This is a genomic window from Chryseobacterium sp. Bi04, assembly GCF_918698085.1.
Classification (GTDB): Bacteria; Bacteroidota; Bacteroidia; order Flavobacteriales; family Weeksellaceae; genus Chryseobacterium.
In genome coordinates this window covers 1-18,344 of sequence record NZ_CAKKLP010000002.1, presented here as the reverse complement: position 1 = coordinate 18,344, position 18,344 = coordinate 1, and the positions used below count along the sequence as shown (strand labels likewise).

Sequence of the window (18,344 nt, the reverse complement as noted above, 5' to 3'; positions counted from 1 at the left end):
AAGTGGCTAAAAAGCCACTTTTACAAATATTTATTTGCTATTTTCTTTTAATTAAGATAAAATTCATACTTATTAAGCAGCTGAATTTCTTTTATAAGATCTCCATTGAGGTCTACTGAATGTTTCATAGACTGAACTTCTATGTGAGAGTCATCATCAATATTTTTAATAAAGAATTTCAACTTCTGATTTCCCTTATTCCTTTCGAGAACCGTTCTGAAGAAATCGAGATCTTCAGGTCTTACATCCATTACATCCATAACCAGAGATATGCTTTTCGCAAATCTTTCAAATGCTTCCTGAAGCTCAATCACATCATTTACATTCACGAAAACCCGACCATCTTTTACCTGGGCAAATTTGATCTTAAAAATTACAAACCTCTGAACCTCGAGCTTTTCTTTCAGCCTCATATAATCTCTGTCTCCAAGCCTGAAAGAATATGATCCGGAATAATCCTCAAGGGTCACAAAAGCGACTTTTTCCCCACTCCTGAAGCCATCCTGAACTCTATATTCCGTAATTAAACCTGCTACGGTGTATTCTTTTCCGCCACCTCCGTTTTCTCTTTCTTTCTGCAGTGTTTTCCAGTCCTTCTTTTTTTCTTCAAACAGTTCCTCCTGTTTATTTGCGAAAGCCTGCTCTTTATAAGCATCTACCTCATCAAGATTTAAAAATGAAAAAGTCCCTTTTGGTTCTGCTTTTTTGGTCACTTCTTCTATCACTTCCTCTTCACCTGCAACGACGTCATCAGATACAATCTCTGTAAGATCAACCGTTTCATCCAGTGAATCCTGTTCTAAAACAGGCACTTCATCAGTCCCCGTTTTATCTTCTCCCTCTTTTTCCAGCACCGATTTCTTAGAAAGCTGCCCTTGGATAAACTGGAACTGGTACTTGAATTCATCCAGTGGATGTGCAGAAAGGTAGAATCCAATGATTTCTTTCTCCTTATTTAAGGTATGCATATTGGGCCATTCCGGACAAGGAAGTAATTTTGGCTGTTCAATCTGAACCTCTTCTGCAAAATCAGCAAACAGGGAATGTTCCATCTCATTTTTACTCTCCTGAAAGCTTTGCCCGTATCTGATTAATCTTTCCAGATTCGTTCTTCCCGCCATATCGATATCAAAATACTGACCTCTGTGGAAAGAATCCAGCTCATCAAAAGCGCCAGCCAGCACTAAACTTTCTGCCACTCTTTTATTCATCTGGGAAGGTAATATCCTTTCAAAGAAATCATAAATATTTTTAAATCTGCCGTTTTCCCTTTCCCTGGTAATCCCTTCACTCGGGCCTTCACCAATACCTTTAATGGCTCCAAGTCCAAAACGGATCTGTCCTTTTTCGTTTACTGAGAATTTATATTGTGATTCATTAACATCCGGACCTAAAACATCCACACCCATACTTTTACAATCCTCCATAAACATAGTGATTGAATCCGTATTGTTAATGTTATTACTCATTACACTCGCCATGTATTCGGCTGGATAATTTGCTTTCAAAAAGGCTGTCTGATACGCAATAAATGCATAACAGGTAGAGTGAGATTTGTTGAAGGCATATTCCGCAAAGGCCTTCCAGTCATTCCATATCTTTTCCAACCTCTCCTCATTCAGATTATTCTTTCTACCTCCTTCTATGAATTTGGGATACATTTTGTTAAGAACATCAATCTGCTTTTTACCCATTGCCTTTCTCAGCGTATCGGCTTCACCTTTGGTAAAGTTGGCTAATTTTTGAGACAGAAGCATTACCTGCTCCTGATAAACCGTAATTCCGTAAGTTTCTTTCAGATACTCTTCCGTTTCCGGTAAATCATAAACGATCTCCTCAATTCCATGCTTCCTGTTAATAAAGTTTGGAATATATTTAATAGGACCCGGACGGTACAAAGCATTCATGGCAATAAGATCGGCAAAAACCGTTGGCTTAAGCTCCCTCATATATTTTTGCATCCCAGGACTTTCATACTGGAAAATCCCGACCGTTCTTCCTTCTTTAAACAGCTGATAGGTTTTGGTATCATCCAGGGGAATCTCATCAGGATCAATATCAATCCCATGTCTTTCCTTTACCAGTTTTAAAGCATCTTTAATGATGGTCAGCGTTCTAAGCCCCAGGAAGTCCATTTTCAAAAGACCTGCACTTTCTGCCACCGAATTATCAAACTGTGACACCAAAATATCAGCATCTTTCGCCGCAATAGTTACAGGAACCAGATTACTTACATCCTCCGGTGTAATAATTACCCCACAGGCGTGAATACCGGTATTCCTGATACATCCTTCCATTTTCTTGGCACTTGCCAGTACTCCATGCCGGGCATCATCAGGACTGTTAAGAACATACCTCATCTCATCAACAAGCATCTGTTCTTCCGGTTTTAATTTTTCATATTTTGCCAATGCTTTTGCAATATTCATCCCCGGTGTGGAAGGAATAAGCTTAGCAATATTATTGGTATCAGGAATCGGAACATCCAAAACCCTTCCGGCATCTTTAATGGCAGATTTTCCACCAAGAACGGAATAGGTAATGATCTGAGCCACCTGATTTTGTCCATATTTTTCAATTACCCATTTGATAATCCTGTCCCGGCCTTCATCATCAAAGTCGATATCAATATCGGGCATGGAAACCCTTTCAGGATTCAGGAATCTCTCAAAAAGGAGATCATACTTTACCGGGTCTACATTGGTAATTCCAATACAGTAAGCAACGGCTGACCCAGCTGCTGATCCCCTTCCGGGACCTACCCAGACTCCCATTTTACGGGCTTCATTACAGAAATCCTGAACAATAAGGAAATATCCCGGATAACCGGTATTGGCAATTACTTCCAGCTCAAAATCAAGCCGTTCTTTTATCTCGTCTGTGATCCCTGTATCCACATACCTCCTTTTAGCTCCTTCATAGGTAAGATAGGTAAGGTAAGCCATCTCTCCTCTTTTCCCTCCATCTACATCATCTTCTGCATGGATAAATTCTTCAGGAATATCAAATTTCGGAAGAAGGACATCCCTTTTTAGGGTGTAAGGTTTAAATTTTGCAAAGAATTCCTCATAGGCTTCAAAGGCATCAGGATAGGCAAGAAAGGCTTCTTTTATTTCATCAGAATTTTTGATGTAATACTCTCCTGTAGCCAATCCTCTTCTTTTACCAAATCCTTTACCCACAGGGGTTGTAAGCTTTTCACCATCTTTAATACAGCTTACGATATCCTGAATATTGGAATCATCTTTATTGGTATAAAAAGTTTGGTTTTGGGCTAAAATCTTAACATTATATTTATCTGCCAGGTATAATAGAACTTCATTAAGATGCTCTTCCTCAGGAAGCTGATGATTTTGAAGCTGAACATAAAAATCATCTTCGAAAGTATCTTTCCACCATTTAAAGAGCTCTTCCCCTTTTTGTTCCCCTGTGTTTAGAATGGCATCAGGTATATCTCCAAGAATTCCCGACGTCAATGCAATAATACCTTCTTTATACTGAGCAATCAGCTCACGGCTTATTCTGGGAACCCCAAAATAGAATCCTTTCAGGAATCCAATACTGGAAAGCTTGGCCAGGTTTTTATATCCGTTAAAGTCTTTTGCCAGAAGAACAACCTGGGTTCTTCTGTCGGGATCATCTTTAGTAAACTGCTTCTGTTCGTAGCGTTCTGAAATATAAAATTCGCATCCAACCACAGGAATCAGTGGTTCCGAAACAGGTTCTTCCTCATTAAATTCCTCGCCCTTCTCTTCTGCTTCCTGTTTTTTTGCCAGATATTCTTTATGTTTTTTGGCTCTGTCTGCGTTAGTGCTTTCCACCGCAGAAACAAATTTAAAGGCACCCATCATATTTCCCAAATCGACCATTCCAACGGCAGGGAAATTTTCATCAGAAGCTTTTTTAATCAGGTCATTGATACTTGAAGTGGCAGTCAATGTAGAAAACACACTGTGGTTATCAAAATTGAAATATTTACCAAGATCAATTTCGTCTATACTTCCAAAATCCTGCTGCTTTTTCTTATTATTAAAGTCAGCAACCTGTCTTCGTATAACAATTCCAAAAGGTTGGATAGGATCAGGATAAAGGCTTTTGAAATAGGCCAGCTGATCTTCTGATATCTTCAATATCTCAGCCGGAACCACACCAATTCTCATCATTTCGAAGAAAACCTGGGCCGTGGCATTTACGTCAGCCGCAGCATTATGCGCCTCATCAAATTTATTTCCGTAAAGTTTTTCGTATAATTCTTCAAGTTTCGGAGATTTGTATCTGCCTCCACGGCCTCCGCCAAGCTTACAGAAGTCTGTTCCCAGGATCATGGTATCTGCCCTGGGTTTTGCCTGTAAATTATCTTCTATATTTTTTCTATAAAACTCTGCTCCTACGATATTGTAGTCAAATTCAACATTATGTCCGGAAACTACTCTTACTCTTTCAAGAACTTTTGAAAACTCTTCGAGAATTTCCTGGAGGTCACGACCTTCTTCATTGGCAATTTTTGTAGTAATCCCGTGAATCCTTGCAGCATTAAAGGGTATATCATAGCCTTCAGGTTTTATAATATAATCCTGATTTTCAATTAATTTCCCATCATCATCATGAACCTGCCAAGCAATCTGAACCATTCTTGGCCAGTTATCTGAGTCTGAAAGCGGAGCATTAAAATTCTTTGGTAAACCGGTTGTTTCTGTGTCAAAAATTAAGTACATATAATTTTCTAACTTTTTTAAAAAAGAGAATGTAAAGTTACTTCATTTTTTTCTAATACTACTTTAAAGTAATCATATAAACAACCAATAATTGTTAAATTGAAACAGGAAAATAAAAGGTTTGTGTTTTAATTTTAAAATAGATTTTCATAAATAAATCAAAATCAGCAATTTTAATTCGCAGCAATTAAAATTCAATCTGGGCTGTAATTTTTCTATGGAAATAAGGAATCATATGGCAGTATTTTGAAAAAAAGAATTAGAGAATAGTCACTAAAATCATAATTTTTTTACAAAATACTAACGCTTGTTAGTATTTTGTTTTTTTATGTATATTTGCTTCCTATGGAAAATACACTTCACGAAAAAGTTTCTCAGGATATATTACTTAAAGCGTATAATCATATGATGCTGGCTAAGGCAATGGCCGATATTTACGAAGAAAACAGAAATGTCTGTAAATATGTACACAGCACCTCAAGAGGTCATGAAGCCATTCAGCTAGCAACTGCTTATCAGTTAAAAAAAGAAGACTGGATTTCCCCTTATTATAGAGATGAAAGTATTCTTTTAGGAATTGGTTTTGAGCCATACCAGCTTATGCTTCAATTATTGGCTAAAGCTGAGGATCCTTTTTCAGGAGGTAGATCTTATTATTCTCATCCGTCAAGCAGGGATGAAGATAAACCAAAGATCATCCATCAAAGCTCTGCTACCGGCATGCAGACTATTCCTACAACCGGTGTTGCTCAGGGAATAAAATACATCCAGGACTTTAATCTTCAGCATTTTGAAAATAATCCTGTGGTAGTTTGCAGCCTTGGAGACAATTCGGTAACGGAAGGTGAAGTAAGTGAAGCGTTACAATTTGCCGCATTACATCAGCTCCCAATCATATTTCTGGTTCAGGATAATGAATGGGGAATTTCTGTAACCAAAGAAGAAGCAAGAACCTGTGATGCGTATGACTTTGTAGCAGGATTTACAGGATTAAGCAGAATGAGAGTGGACGGAACTGATTTCATAGAGAGTTTCGAAGCCATGAAAAAAGCTGTAAATTTCGTAAGAACGGAAAGAAAGCCTTTAGTTGTCTGTGCAAAAACAGTACTGATTGGCCACCATACTTCCGGCGTAAGAAGAGAGTTTTACAGAAACGAAGAAGATTTAACAAAACATAGGGCTAAAGATCCGGGAGAAATCCTTAGAAAACAATTACTGGAAGCAGGTATAGATGAGGATCATTTAAAACAAATCACAAAAAAGGCACGTCTTGAAGCTGAAGACGCTTTTGAAAGAGCTAAAAATGCGGAAGATCCAAAACCGGAAACCGTAATGCAGCACATCTTCGCGCCTACTCCTGTTACTGAAGAAGCAGGAACCCGCGAACCAGCCAACGGAGAAAAGATCGTAATGGTAGATGCTGCCATCCATGCTATACAGGAGCTTATGTGGAAACATCCTGAAGCGCTGCTTTACGGGCAGGATGTAGGAGAAAGAATTGGTGGGGTTTTCCGTGAAACAGTGACCTTAGGAAAAAAATTCGGCAGTAAAAGAGTTTTCAACACTGCTATTCAGGAAGCTTATATCATTGGGTCCACAGCAGGAATGAGTGCTGTAGGATTAAAACCTATCGTAGAAGTTCAGTTTGCTGATTACATATATCCGGGAATCAATCAACTGATCACCGAAATTTCAAAATCCAGTTATCTAAGTGGCGGAAAGTTCCCTGTCAGCAATATTATCCGTGTTCCAATTGGAGCCTATGGTGGTGGCGGACCTTACCACAGCGGCAGCGTTGAAAGCATCCTGGCCAATATTAAAGGAATTAAAATAGCTTACCCAAGTAATGCTGCAGATTTCAAAGGGCTGTTAAAAGCAGCCTATTACGATCCCAATCCGGTAATAATGCTGGAACATAAAGGATTATACTGGAGCAAGGTTCCGGGAACTGAAGATGCCAAAACAATAGAGCCTGCTGAAGATTATATTCTTCCGTTTGGAAAAGGAAAAGTAATCATTGAAGCTGACCAGAATGAAACCGAAAAAGGCAGAACTTTATTGATTGTTACTTATGGGATGGGTATTTACTGGGCTAAAGAAGCGGTTAAAAATTTCAACGGCAGAGTGGAAGTGATTGATTTAAGAACTTTAATCCCATTAGATGAAGAACTTGTTTTTGAAAGGGTAAAAGCTCACGGAAAATGTATTGTTCTGACAGAAGAACAGCTTAACAATTCCTTCGCAGAAGCTTTTGCCCACCGTATTTCGAAAAACTGTTTCAAATATCTGGATGCTCCGGTAGAAACAATGGGATCTTTAGATGTTCCGGCTGTCCCCATCAATCTGATACTGGAAAAAGAAATGCTACCTAACGCGGAGAAGCTTTCCAAAAAGATCGAAGAAATGCTTCAATATTAAGCTTATATAAATAACAGCCTCTAATTTTTTTTAGAGGTTTTTTTATGCTTTTTTTTCATTACTTTTATTAAAGATTATCCATCTAAATCCCAGACCATTGTAACCAGAGAAAACTAAAAATCATTACTGACAGACCATTTATGATAAAAGTACATTACAGTTTGGTATTCATTTTGTCGGCACACCAAAAACACATTCTTCTTTATGATCACTACAAAATACGTCAATTATAAACAGGTTCTTAATCTATCGGGAACGCACCTCATCTTAATTTCTATCTGGTGTACACTGATTGCCGTTCTGTTTTATTTCTTCAACTGGCAGTGGATGACTATTCCCTGGGTTCCTGTTGCACTGATTGGTACGGCAGAAGCTTTTTTAGTAGGATTTAAAAACAACCAGGCCTACGACAGACTTTGGGAAGCCCGAAAAATATGGGGCGGAATTGTGAATTCCAGCCGGTCATTTGCTTCCATGGTACAGGCCTTTGATACCAAGAATGAAGAAATAGGTGTGTTTGATCTGGAAGACCGGAAAAAAAGAATTATTTACCGTCATATTGCGTGGTTATATACCTTCCGTGAGCAGCTTCTCATCCCTGCAGAATGGGAACACATTAATACTGAAAACAAGTTAGGGAGAATCAACCTAAGAAGAAACAGACTGATTAAGGCAGGATTTCCGGATTATGGAAGAGCTCCTATTTTCCTGCATAAATATCTTTCCGAAGAAGAATACGAACTTAAAAGTGAATATAAAAACTTTGCTACGTATCTGATCTCTCAACAGGCAAAAGATATTAACGAGCTGAAAAACATAAATGCCATCACCGATTTCAACCAGGTACAACTTCAAAATTCACTGAATGAGTTCTATGGTTTCCAGGGGCAGGCAGAAAGAATCAAGAAGTTCCCATCCCCAAGACAGTTTGCCAGTACCGCATTTGTATTTAACATTCTGTTTATCATGCTGCTGCCTCTTGGATTAGTGAATGAATTTGCCAAACTTGGAGACTGGGGCATCTGGACCTCCATTCCTTTCTGTATCACCATTGGCTGGATCTATATTATTATGGAGCTGGTTGGAGATTATTCTGAAAACCCTTTTGCAGGGCTTATGTTTGATGTTCCTATGCTTTCCATCTGCAGAACGATAGAAATAGACCTGCTTCAAATGACCGGTGAAACTGATCTGCCTGATCCGATTGCTTCTAAAAACGGAGTCCTGGTGTAATTACAAATAAATTGATAATCAAATAGATATACAGGCAGTTAATATAATATACTGCCTTTTACAAAATAATCGCTGTTGTATTTTTTACTTCAGAGATCATAAATGAGCTGTGCGTACTGGCGATGTGCTGAAGGGTCGTAAGTTTCGTCAGCATAAAGCTACGGTAATCTTCTATATCTCTGACCCCTATCTTGAGGATATAGTCATAATCTCCACTTACATGAAAACATTCCGTAACTTCTTCAAGATTCATCACTTCTTTCTCGAACTGCAATACAAATTCTTTTTTGTGCTGTGTTAATTTTACATGACACAAAACAATGAAATTCCGGTGGATCTTATTCCTGTCCAACAAGGCTACATATTTAGAAATAACACCTGCATTTTCCAGCTTTTTCACTCGTTCATAGACAGCTGTTACAGATAACCCAAGCTTACCGGACAGCTCTTTGGTTGTTTGTTTGCAGTCTTCCTGTAAAAACAGGAGCAGTTTTTTGTCAGTTTCGTCAAGTTCCATAGATAAATTTTTGGTCAAAATTTAATATCTCCGAAGATACTAAATATATTTTCTAAATAAACAAACATTAGCAGTTTTATATTCTATAAATTCAAATTTATGTTGTAATAATTATGAAAATGATGCAATTTGGTTCCATAAAATAAAAACAACGCTTATGGAAAATTTCAATGCAGCCAATGAAATACAGGATCTTCAGTATTTTGGTGAATTCGGGGGAGTAAATCCTTCCATTTCAGACAGCTCTACCTATACTTTCCTTTCTGCAAAAACAATGTTTGATACTTTTGAAGGAAATGCAGAAGGATGTTATCTGTACTCAAGACACTCCTCTCCAATGAATCTTTATCTGGCTCAAGCACTTGCCAAATTGGAAAATACAGAATCAGCCAATGTAACAGCTTCCGGAATGGGTGCTATTACTTCTGTTCTGATGCAGGTATGCAAAGGCGGAGATCACATTATTTCCAGCAGAACAATTTATGGCGGAACCTATGCGTTTCTAAAAAACTTTCTGCCTCCTTACCATATTGAAACCTCTTTTGTAGATATCGAAAATTTTGAATCTATAGAAAACGCCATACGGCCTAATACTAAAGTAATATACTGTGAAAGTGTAAGCAACCCGCTTCTTGAAGTGGCAGACCTTAGAAAACTTTCAGAGATATGTAAAAGACATCATTTAAAACTGATTGTCGACAATACTTTTTCACCTCTTTCCATTTCGCCAACGTCACTGGGAGCAGATATCGTTATCCATAGTTTAACGAAATTCATTAATGGAAGCAGTGATACTGTAGGTGGTGTTTATTGTGGAACCCAGGAATTCATTAACGATACCAAAAATGTAAACTCGGGAGCCTGTATGCTTCTTGGTCCTACTATGGACAGTTTCAGATCTGCCAGTATCTTAAAAAATCTGAGAACCCTGCACATCAGAATGAAACAGCACAGCTACAATGCAATGTACCTTGCCGAAAGATTTGAAAAAGACGGATTGAAAATCTCCTATCCGGGTCTGGAGTCTCATAAAAACCATGAATTAATGAAAAGTATGATTCATGAAGAATATGGATATGGAGGACTATTGACGCTGGATGCCGGAACTACGGAAAAAGCTAATGAGCTGATGGAAATGATGCAGACAGAAAATCTGGGTTATCTGGCCGTAAGCTTAGGGTTTTATAAAACCTTATTCTCATGCTCCGGAAAATCTACCTCTTCTGAAATTCCGGAAGAAGAACGTGCTTCCATAGGGATTTCTGATGGCCTGATCAGATTCTCTATCGGTTTAGACCACGATATAAAACGAACGTATCAAAAAATGAAAGAATGCATGCTTAAAGTAGGCGTTCTTACCCATGAAAACATTCCTATACTCTAAATTTATTGTTATAATAGAAGCTGTCAAAATCGACAGCTTTTATTTTTTATGGTAATGATGAGGAAAAGCATCCTCCGGTTTCATTTTAAAAACATTCAGTAAAACCCAGGACTTCAGGAAGCCGTAACCGTAAGAAAACATCTGGATATAAGTGGAAATAACTGCCATACCGGCAATACTTATATTTTTAGTAAGAAGTAAGGCATGGAAAAGTACCAAAAAGGTATACAGTCCATAAAAAGCAAGGATAATGCCTCTTCCCAGCACAAAGTATTCTAAAAAACCCATTATATATCCCAGCATAAATAAGGTAGGAAAAGCAAAAGAAATCTTTACGTAATCAGGATGTCTTTGGTTGAGAATAGGCCTTGCACAACCAAACTGGTAGACCTGCTTGGAGAATTTCCCAAAATCTACCCTTCTTTTGTGATATACTGCAATATCATCAAAAAAGGCCGTGGTAAAACCATTTTCCCAAAGCGTCATTGATAAATCAGGATCTTCTCCTATCCTCATTTCTGAAAATCCACCTACTTTTTCAAAAACCGCCTTTTTCACACCCATATTAAAACTTCTGGGCTGAAATTTTGAAACTGCTTTTTTACTGCCTCTGATTCCTCCCGTTGTAAAAACAGAAGTCATAGAGTATGAAATAGCCTTCTGCATCAGATTAAAACCTTTATGTGCTTTATCTGCCCCACCAAATGCATCACACGGAATGGTAACAATATCTTTTTTAATATGCCCGATATAATCTTTCTCAACAATGACGTCACTGTCCACAAAAACCAGCCATTCATTAGCCGCTCTTGCTGATCCATAATTCCTGGTCAGCCCCGGTCCGGAATTATCTTTCCTGAAATATTTAATATCCAGGACTTCGTCAAAATGATGTATTGTAGGTTTCAGGTCTATTACAGAGCCATCATCCACAATAATAATTTCAAACTCTTTATCCGTCTGTTGGGTAAGGGAGGTCAGCAACTCAAAAAGTTCATCTTTTCGGTTGTAAATAGCAACAATAATGGAAATACTAGGTTTCAAATTGAAAATTTGTCAAAAATAACCATTCATAAAGGAATTCACAAACAGTTTAACAGGTATTCTCCGAAATTAACACCATGATACTTTTAGACGGCATTTTAATCATAAGCTCCCGAGGTAGTAATTCCCTTTGTAAATAAATTGATATTTTAAATAGATGGAACATATGACACTCATGGAAATATAAAAGATTCCTGCAAAAAAAAGAACAAATTTCAGTTTGAAATTTGTTCTTAAAATAGAAACTATAATTTTACTAATTTCCATTTTTGGGCATTGCCGGTATTGGCTGCCCAAATCTGGATTTTTGTTCCATTGGCTGCAGAACCGCTATTGACATCAAGATTAGAACTTAGCGCATGAGCGGGAGACAGACTATAATAATCATTCCCCAGCGATGTTAATTTCCATTTCTGGGCATTTGTTCCATTGTCTGTATATATTTGTACCTGAGTTCCATTGGCTGTACCTGAATTGGATACATCTAAAGATTTAGTGGGAGCATTAAGAGGCTGTAGCTTATAGTATCCTCCACCCACATCAGTAATTTTCCATTTTTGGGCGGTATTACCATTGGCAGCCCAAAGCTGAACTTTTGTTCCGTCTGTTGTCCCTGCATTCAAAACATCCAATACACTAGTACCATTAGTGGCAGAAACCAATTGATAGGTAGCTCCGGATATAATTCCTGTTGTGGGCGTTGTTGTTCCATCTTCATACACTGTATTTTGCCCGTACAGCACATTGGTGGCACCAGAAAAATAGGACGCTATATTGGTAGCTCCCAAATCATAATACAGAAAAACACCATATCCGTCAGTTTTAGTTCTCTGTGCAAAGTTTATCGCTGTAGAACTGCTTGTAAAAGAAGAAGTCCCCGAATTTACATTTACTGCTGCTGCACCTTTATGAGCATTATCCAGACCTGGTATGTTGGGAGCTGAATACGTACTGTAATATGGATTCCAGGCATAATCTACTTTCGATCCTACAGTTACCCCATTATAAGAAAGATTGCTTGCGGAAGGGCCAATATTATAAAAAGAAATAATCTTGGTTGGAAGTAAGTCCCTAAGGGCAGTCACAAGATAAACAAATGAAGACTGATTAGGCTGAGCTGTTCCGTTAGCGCCATAATTCGCATATTCGTCGTCAAAATCGATACCATCCAAACCATACGTATTTACAGCATCAGCTAATTCCTGAGCAAAAGCCTGAGCAGCAGCCTGAGTTGGAAAATTAGCAAATCCGGCTCCCTGATGATTCCCAAGGATTGACAGCATCACTTTAATCCCTTTGTCCTGTAAAGGTTTTATGTAAGTATTTTTATTAGTAAGTACATTGGTAACCTGGTCATTAAAATGTAAATACGCCTTCTGAGTGGAGGTATTATAATTGATGTTGGCTGCAAAAATAATAGCCACATCAAAAAGCTGCCTTCCATCTGCCAGTTTATATTTACCTACTTCCCGGATATCATTGTTATTCACCTCAACATACATAACAGAAAGAGGATTTTTTCCAAAAGCAGCCACTTTGGAATTCAAATTCCCACTGGCTGATAAGGATTGTTCTTTTGGAGTGGTAGAGTCATCTAAACTGTCAGAATTACATGAAACAACACTGAGCATGCTAATTAATAAAATAAATAATGATAGTAAGCTAATTTTTTTCATAATAAAATTGTTTATTTCAAATGTAGAATAACACTCAATAAACAATTAATGATAAATTATCAAAATCATACACTATTTTATCAAAAGAAATAAATAAGACAAACAATAGTAAATAAAAATACGAAACACATAGCAAATTCTTGATTTTTTCAAAAAAACAAGGCATTCTAAAAAAACAAACCGGATTTAAAGTATAAGCAGATAACTAAAGCTGTTGAAAGAAGAAACAGCAGCAGAAAAAATCATAGAAAATAAGCTTCTGGAATAAAACAATCCAAAAATATAGAGTGAAAAGCCAATACTTATCTACTCTAGCCTATATTTGGATCTTCACTTTTTGGGCTTTTGATGGCTCTCCTCATTGGAAGTCGACGAACCTCCCAACAACTCCAGCGCATCAAAAACAACACCTATTATATCAAAAATATTCCAGGACATAGATTAACTTAAAGGTTAAACAAAATTTTGAATATTAGAAAGCAAAAACCCTTCCACAGCAGGAAGGGTTTATAAATCTTTATTGATTTTCGAGTTTGTGTACTTTTTTTGTTCCTTCATACATTTCATACTGCAAAAATCTGGTTTCCAGTTTTCCGTTGAAAAGTTTAATCTTTCTGGAAGGACGTAATCCTATTTTTTTAACAGCTTCCAAATCGGATGAAATTAACCATGCCAAGGTATTAGGATAGTTTGTTTTAAAGGTATCCCCTATTTTTTTGTAGAAATCATCGTCATTGATTGAGATTCTCTCATCATAAGGAGGGTTAAATACCATCAGTAATGGGAAGAGCTCTTTCTTGGAATCAAAGAAATTCTGTTTTTTGATTTCAATCACATCTTCCATTTCCGCCGCATCTATATTTATTTTGGCGGCATTCAGCATTTTGCCATCAATGTCATATCCCACAATTTTTCCATCAAACTGTTTCACTCTATTAATTCTGAACTCTTTAATTTTTGAAAACAGTTCAGCATCATAATTTTTCCAGTTTTGGAAAGCAAATCCTCTTCTGAAAGTCTGTGCCGGAAGGTCCAAGGCAATCATAGCAGCCTCAATCAATAATGTTCCTGAACCACACATAGGATCAAGGAAGTTTCCTCTTCCATCCCAGCCGGCAAGCTGAAGCATTCCGCTGGCAAGTACTTCATTAATAGGTGCTTCTCCCTGCTCTCTTCTATACCCTCTCTTAAACAAAGGATCTCCGGAAGAATCCAGTGAAATCATCACCAATTCCCTGTCGATATGAAGATGGAATTTAATATCCGGATTTCTTGTTTCCACATTAGGACGTCTCTTGAATTTATCCTGAAAATAGTCCACAATAGCATCCTTCATTTTTAACGTCACAAACTGGGAATGCTTAAATGTTTCAGAATTTACGGTTGAATCAATAGCAAAAGACTGGTCGACACTCAAAAAGTCTTCCCACGGAAATTTAAAAAGTCTGTCATAAAACTGGTGCTGGTTAAAAGCTTTAAACTCATGAATCGGCACTAAGATTTTTAATGCTGTTCTTGCTGAGTAATTAACTTTATAAAGAAAACCAAGATCTCCTTCACAATTTACCGCTCTGTTTTTAATTTCGACATTTCTTCCGCCTAATTTCTTGATTTCTTCCGCCAGAATCTGCTCCAGTCCGAAGAATGTTTTTATCTGAATTTTTATATTTTCTGTGTCCATAAGTAAAAATTAAAAGTATAAAGGTTTAATAATTAAAAGATTAGCTATCCAACGTATTGATCAATTGAATTTTTCAATCTTTTAATGTTGTAAAATACTTTGCTTTTAACCGCACAAATTTAGTTATTTTTGCATTATGGAATGGTTTGAATCTTGGTTTGATACCCCTTATTATCATTTGCTTTATAGCAACAGAGACTATACTGAAGCTGAAAACTTCATCACAAAGCTTACTGCGGACCTTCAGCTGCCGCCTAATTCAAAAATTATAGATCTTGCTTGCGGCAAGGGAAGACACTCCGTTTTCCTAAACAAACTGGGATATGATGTTTTAGGACTCGACCTGTCCAGACAGAGTATTGAATCTGATAAGCCATTTGAAAACCAGACACTGGTTTTTGATGTTCACGACATGAGAAATCCTATTGATGCAGATCCTATGGACGCTGTTTTCAATTTATTTACAAGTTTCGGATATTTTGATAATGAAAATGACGACAAAAAAGTTTTTCAGTCTGTATATAATGCTTTAAAACCGGGAGGTTATTTTGTGCTGGATTATCTTAATGAAGAATATGTAAGAAAAAATATAGTTCCTGAAACGTTAATTACACGTGGGGACATTGATTTTAAGATTCTGAAAAAAATTGAAGGAAGACATGTAATTAAAGATATCTGTTTTGAAGCAGACGGCAAACCTTTTCATTTCTTTGAAAAAGTAAAGCTCCACACCTTAGAAGCCATTAATGCCTATGCTTCTGAATGCGGTTTTGAAAGAATAAAAATCTGGGGAGATTATCAGCTGAATGAATTTAACAGAGAGAGTTCCCCACGTTGTATCAATTTATTTAAGAAAAAATAATGACCACAGTACTTTTACTGATTTTAAGTGTAATTGCAGGCGTATTTCTGGGAAAACACTTTGGTAAAAAAGAAAAACTGGCTAAAAATCTTTTGATCTTAAGTGCCGGTTTTTTGATTACAATATGCCTGAATGAAGTCTTTCCACAGGTTTATACTTCCACAGAAAGCAATAACCTGGGAATATTTGTGATTGCAGGAGTTCTTCTGCAGATGGTTCTGGAAGCATTAACCAAAGGTTTTGAGCACGGACACTTTCACCACCACAGCGAACACAATATCCTTCCTGTTGCTTTAATGGTAGGATTATTTATTCATGCTTTTATAGAGGGAATTCCTCTCGCTAATGAAGAGCATGAATTGTCACCTTATCTTCTGGGGATTGTATTTCACAATCTACCGATATCTTTTATTCTGGGAGCATTTTTGTTCAACAGGCATGAAGAGTCTAAAAGTAAATCATCTTATCCTTCTTTACTGATTGTAGCACTTTTTGCACTGGCTTCACCAATGGGAATGCTGTTAGGGAATTATTTCAACCCAAATCTGCAGCCTTATTTTCTGGCTATCGTAGGAGGGATTTTCCTTCATATTTCCTCAGTGATCATTTTCGAGAGCAATAAAAACCACAATATAGACTGGGTAAAAATAGGACTGGTAGTCCTGGGTGTTTCACTGGCGCTTTTCATGCATCTTTTCCACCAGCATCCCCATTAAATATACCTTTAAAAATAAAAAGCTCCGAATATTTTCGGAGCTTTTATGTATATGATCAGAAACTTAGAATTTCCATCCCAAAGTAAGGAAGAAATTATTTCTGGTATTTTTCACACTGGAAACAGCATAAGCATCGCTCGTCATAATATTAGGATTAATATCAGGATAAGCTGAATAATAAGCTGAATCCACATTATTGGTAAGAATTCCTCTCATAAAAGGATTACTGTACTTTGATGTTATATTCTGGTAAGAAGCATCAATATAGAATGATTTGAAATCATATCCTATACCAAAAGAAGCCAGATTTCTATCATTCAACATAAGATTGTTATATGATTGATCTCCCACATCTCCAGCATCATTAAATCTACTAATTGTAAGTGCATCCATAGGATTAGACATATAAGAATATCCACCTCTTAGTCTAAACTGCTGTATTCTGTATTCAGCCCCTACTTTTACTTCTGAAACATTCTTATAGTTTTCTTTGAAGAAATCATTCAGTTCCCTTTCTGCAGCTCCATATACTTTATAATCAGGTTTTGTAAGTCCCAGTGTATAGTCTACGTTTAGTGAAAAATTCTTACTAGCTACAAACGCAGCACTTACTGTTGCCTTAAACGGCGTTGTAAGCTTTCTGTTTTCATACCCTGCTCCATCTCCTGTATTGATATCATTATAATAATTATAGTCTCTGTCAATAGTCCAGAAAGTAGGTGTTTCAAGAGATAAACCTACTCTGAAATTAGGACTTAATTTTCCAATAACCCCTAATGAAGCTGAAAATCCTGAAGACTTTTCAGAGTAGGGTGTATTTTGCTTTTGGTATTCCTCTAGGGTATTATTTTGAAGCTTTTGATACAGCAATCTATCAAACTGATCAATATCAGCACTAAAAAAATTCAATCCAGCTCCGACATAAAAACTATGATTATAGTTAGCTCCTACCCCAAAACTCATTTTAGATAAATTTCCATATCTGTTATAGACATGTCCTGCAAGTGCTCTGGCAGTATCAGGATCATTTACATCTGTTAGATAGACAACATTATCATTACCCGGAGAAGCAATTGTATTATCAAGAGACTGATTAGAATAATTGATCCCTATATTGATAAACTTCCATCCTGTTTCAGTCATCAACGGAAATGCAATAACACCTCCCACGTTTCCGAGGTCCGTCTTTGTTTTGTTATAATCTAAGGTAGAACCTGCCCAAGTGCTGCTGTTTTTATTACCGGCCACAGACAAAGTTCCTGAAATTTCTCCGGAAATAGCGACTCCCAGACCTGCCGGGTTGGTAAGCAACGAGTTCGCGTCTCCTCCTAATGCTCCATTGGCACCTGCCATCGCATTAAACTTAGCCGATCCCACCATAGGAGAGCTGGAATAAACATCTACAGTATTCCTTATCACGGAAACATCCTGTGCCTGCGCAAAGAAAGCTGCAGAAACACTCATTAATACTAAAGATTTTTTTAACATTATTTATTAATAGTTTATTTTTAATTTGAAAATTATCTGAAGCCTCCGCTGCCTCCGGATCTCATGCCGCCTCCGCCGCCAGATCCACCTCTGAAGCCACCGCCTCCGGAATTGAAGCCTCCACTTGATCTGAAGCCTCCGGAGTCATTAGATCTGAAACCTCCGCTGTTATTATATCTAGGCTGATTGTATTCAGGTCTTGGTTGTGGCGAAGAATTACGGAATCCTCCGGAATTTCCTTGTCGGAATCCCCCATTCGTATTAGAACCTCGGAAGCCTCCGGTATTTCCTTGTCGGAAGCCTCCATTGGTATTAGAGCCTCTGAAACCTCCGGTATTTCCCTGTCTGAAACCACCGTTTGTATTGGAATCTCTGAATCCATTGCTACTTCCGTTTCTGAATCCTCCTGTACTTGGTCTGTACACATTATTTGTTATACCCGGATTACCAACAAATCCTCTGCCGTCAGCACCACTTCTTCTGTATGGTCTGTTGTAGTAACCACCACCCCAGTAGCCTCCTCCATAGCCCCAATATGGGTTACCATAGTATCCGCCCCAGAATGGATCATAATATCCGCCCCAGTAAGGACTTCCCCAGCCTATAGAGC

Annotated in this window: 11 protein-coding genes and 1 pseudogene; 5 read left to right on the top strand and 7 right to left on the bottom strand. The window is 37.5% G+C overall.

The window, feature by feature from the left end:
- Positions 1 to 47: 47 nt before the first annotated feature.
- On the bottom strand, positions 48 to 4,715 hold the full coding sequence (gene dnaE / locus LQV47_RS04440; RefSeq protein ID WP_230034265.1) for a DNA polymerase III subunit alpha: 4,668 nt from the start codon (positions 4,713 to 4,715) through the stop codon (positions 48 to 50).
- Positions 4,716 to 5,060: 345 nt separating this feature from the next.
- Between dnaE and LQV47_RS04435 the strand changes: the two genes are divergently transcribed.
- Both LQV47_RS04435 and LQV47_RS04430 read left to right on the top strand, forming a co-directional pair.
- On the top strand, positions 5,061 to 7,133 hold the full coding sequence (locus tag LQV47_RS04435; RefSeq protein ID WP_230034263.1) for an alpha-ketoacid dehydrogenase subunit alpha/beta: 2,073 nt from the start codon (positions 5,061 to 5,063) through the stop codon (positions 7,131 to 7,133).
- Between the two features lie 204 nt (positions 7,134 to 7,337).
- Positions 7,338 to 8,366, top strand: a complete 1,029-nt coding sequence (locus LQV47_RS04430) for a bestrophin family ion channel (RefSeq protein ID WP_230034261.1) — start codon at positions 7,338 to 7,340, stop codon at positions 8,364 to 8,366.
- Between the two features lie 58 nt (positions 8,367 to 8,424).
- Here the strand turns inward: LQV47_RS04430 and LQV47_RS04425 are convergent, their stop codons facing one another.
- Complete coding sequence (locus tag LQV47_RS04425; RefSeq protein WP_230034259.1) at positions 8,425 to 8,883, bottom strand: Lrp/AsnC family transcriptional regulator; 459 nt, start codon at positions 8,881 to 8,883, stop codon at positions 8,425 to 8,427.
- Between the two features lie 157 nt (positions 8,884 to 9,040).
- Between LQV47_RS04425 and LQV47_RS04420 the strand changes: the two genes are divergently transcribed.
- A complete protein-coding gene (locus tag LQV47_RS04420) occupies positions 9,041 to 10,267 on the top strand; it encodes an aminotransferase class I/II-fold pyridoxal phosphate-dependent enzyme (RefSeq protein ID WP_230034257.1) in 1,227 nt (408 codons plus the stop codon).
- Between the two features lie 39 nt (positions 10,268 to 10,306).
- Here LQV47_RS04420 and LQV47_RS04415 read toward each other — a convergent pair whose 3' ends face one another.
- The 3 genes from LQV47_RS04415 to LQV47_RS04405 form a co-directional block, all read right to left on the bottom strand.
- Entirely contained in the window at positions 10,307 to 11,311 is a 1,005-nt protein-coding gene (locus tag LQV47_RS04415; protein ID WP_230034255.1) for a glycosyltransferase, read from the bottom strand.
- A gap of 245 nt (positions 11,312 to 11,556) precedes the next feature.
- On the bottom strand, positions 11,557 to 12,987 hold the full coding sequence (locus LQV47_RS04410) for an endo-beta-N-acetylglucosaminidase H (protein WP_230034253.1): 1,431 nt from the start codon (positions 12,985 to 12,987) through the stop codon (positions 11,557 to 11,559).
- A gap of 517 nt (positions 12,988 to 13,504) precedes the next feature.
- On the bottom strand, positions 13,505 to 14,668 hold the full coding sequence (locus tag LQV47_RS04405; RefSeq protein WP_230034251.1) for a class I SAM-dependent RNA methyltransferase: 1,164 nt from the start codon (positions 14,666 to 14,668) through the stop codon (positions 13,505 to 13,507).
- Positions 14,669 to 14,804: 136 nt separating this feature from the next.
- Between LQV47_RS04405 and LQV47_RS04400 the strand changes: the two genes are divergently transcribed.
- Both LQV47_RS04400 and LQV47_RS04395 read left to right on the top strand, forming a co-directional pair.
- Positions 14,805 to 15,530: a class I SAM-dependent methyltransferase gene (locus LQV47_RS04400; RefSeq protein ID WP_230034249.1), complete on the top strand. Its 726-nt coding sequence runs from the start codon at positions 14,805 to 14,807 to the stop codon at positions 15,528 to 15,530.
- Positions 15,530 to 16,246 carry a ZIP family metal transporter gene (locus LQV47_RS04395; protein ID WP_230034247.1) on the top strand — a complete coding sequence of 239 codons (717 nt, stop codon included), beginning with the start codon at positions 15,530 to 15,532 and terminating at the stop codon, positions 16,244 to 16,246. The genes LQV47_RS04400 and LQV47_RS04395 overlap by 1 nt, the downstream gene beginning before the upstream one ends.
- A gap of 63 nt (positions 16,247 to 16,309) precedes the next feature.
- On the opposite strand, the gene LQV47_RS04390 is transcribed toward LQV47_RS04395, so the two are convergent.
- Positions 16,310 to 17,710 carry an outer membrane protein transport protein gene (locus tag LQV47_RS04390; RefSeq protein WP_230034245.1) on the bottom strand — a complete coding sequence of 467 codons (1,401 nt, stop codon included), beginning with the start codon at positions 17,708 to 17,710 and terminating at the stop codon, positions 16,310 to 16,312.
- A 56-nt stretch (positions 17,711 to 17,766) separates the two neighbouring features.
- Positions 17,767 to 18,344: pseudogene (locus LQV47_RS04385) on the bottom strand (prolyl-tRNA synthetase); the annotation flags it as partial.

Coding starts and splice junctions, on each gene's coding strand:
- dnaE (WP_230034265.1), bottom strand. CDS start 4,715: ATGTACTTAATTTTTGACACAGAAACAACCGGTTTACCAAAGAATTTT.
- LQV47_RS04435 (WP_230034263.1), top strand. CDS start 5,061: ATGGAAAATACACTTCACGAAAAAGTTTCTCAGGATATATTACTTAAA.
- LQV47_RS04430 (WP_230034261.1), top strand. CDS start 7,338: ATGATCACTACAAAATACGTCAATTATAAACAGGTTCTTAATCTATCG.
- LQV47_RS04425 (WP_230034259.1), bottom strand. CDS start 8,883: ATGGAACTTGACGAAACTGACAAAAAACTGCTCCTGTTTTTACAGGAA.
- LQV47_RS04420 (WP_230034257.1), top strand. CDS start 9,041: ATGGAAAATTTCAATGCAGCCAATGAAATACAGGATCTTCAGTATTTT.
- LQV47_RS04410 (WP_230034253.1), bottom strand. CDS start 12,987: ATGAAAAAAATTAGCTTACTATCATTATTTATTTTATTAATTAGCATG.
- LQV47_RS04405 (WP_230034251.1), bottom strand. CDS start 14,668: ATGGACACAGAAAATATAAAAATTCAGATAAAAACATTCTTCGGACTG.
- LQV47_RS04400 (WP_230034249.1), top strand. CDS start 14,805: ATGGAATGGTTTGAATCTTGGTTTGATACCCCTTATTATCATTTGCTT.
- LQV47_RS04395 (WP_230034247.1), top strand. CDS start 15,530: ATGACCACAGTACTTTTACTGATTTTAAGTGTAATTGCAGGCGTATTT.
- LQV47_RS04390 (WP_230034245.1), bottom strand. CDS start 17,710: ATGAGTGTTTCTGCAGCTTTCTTTGCGCAGGCACAGGATGTTTCCGTG.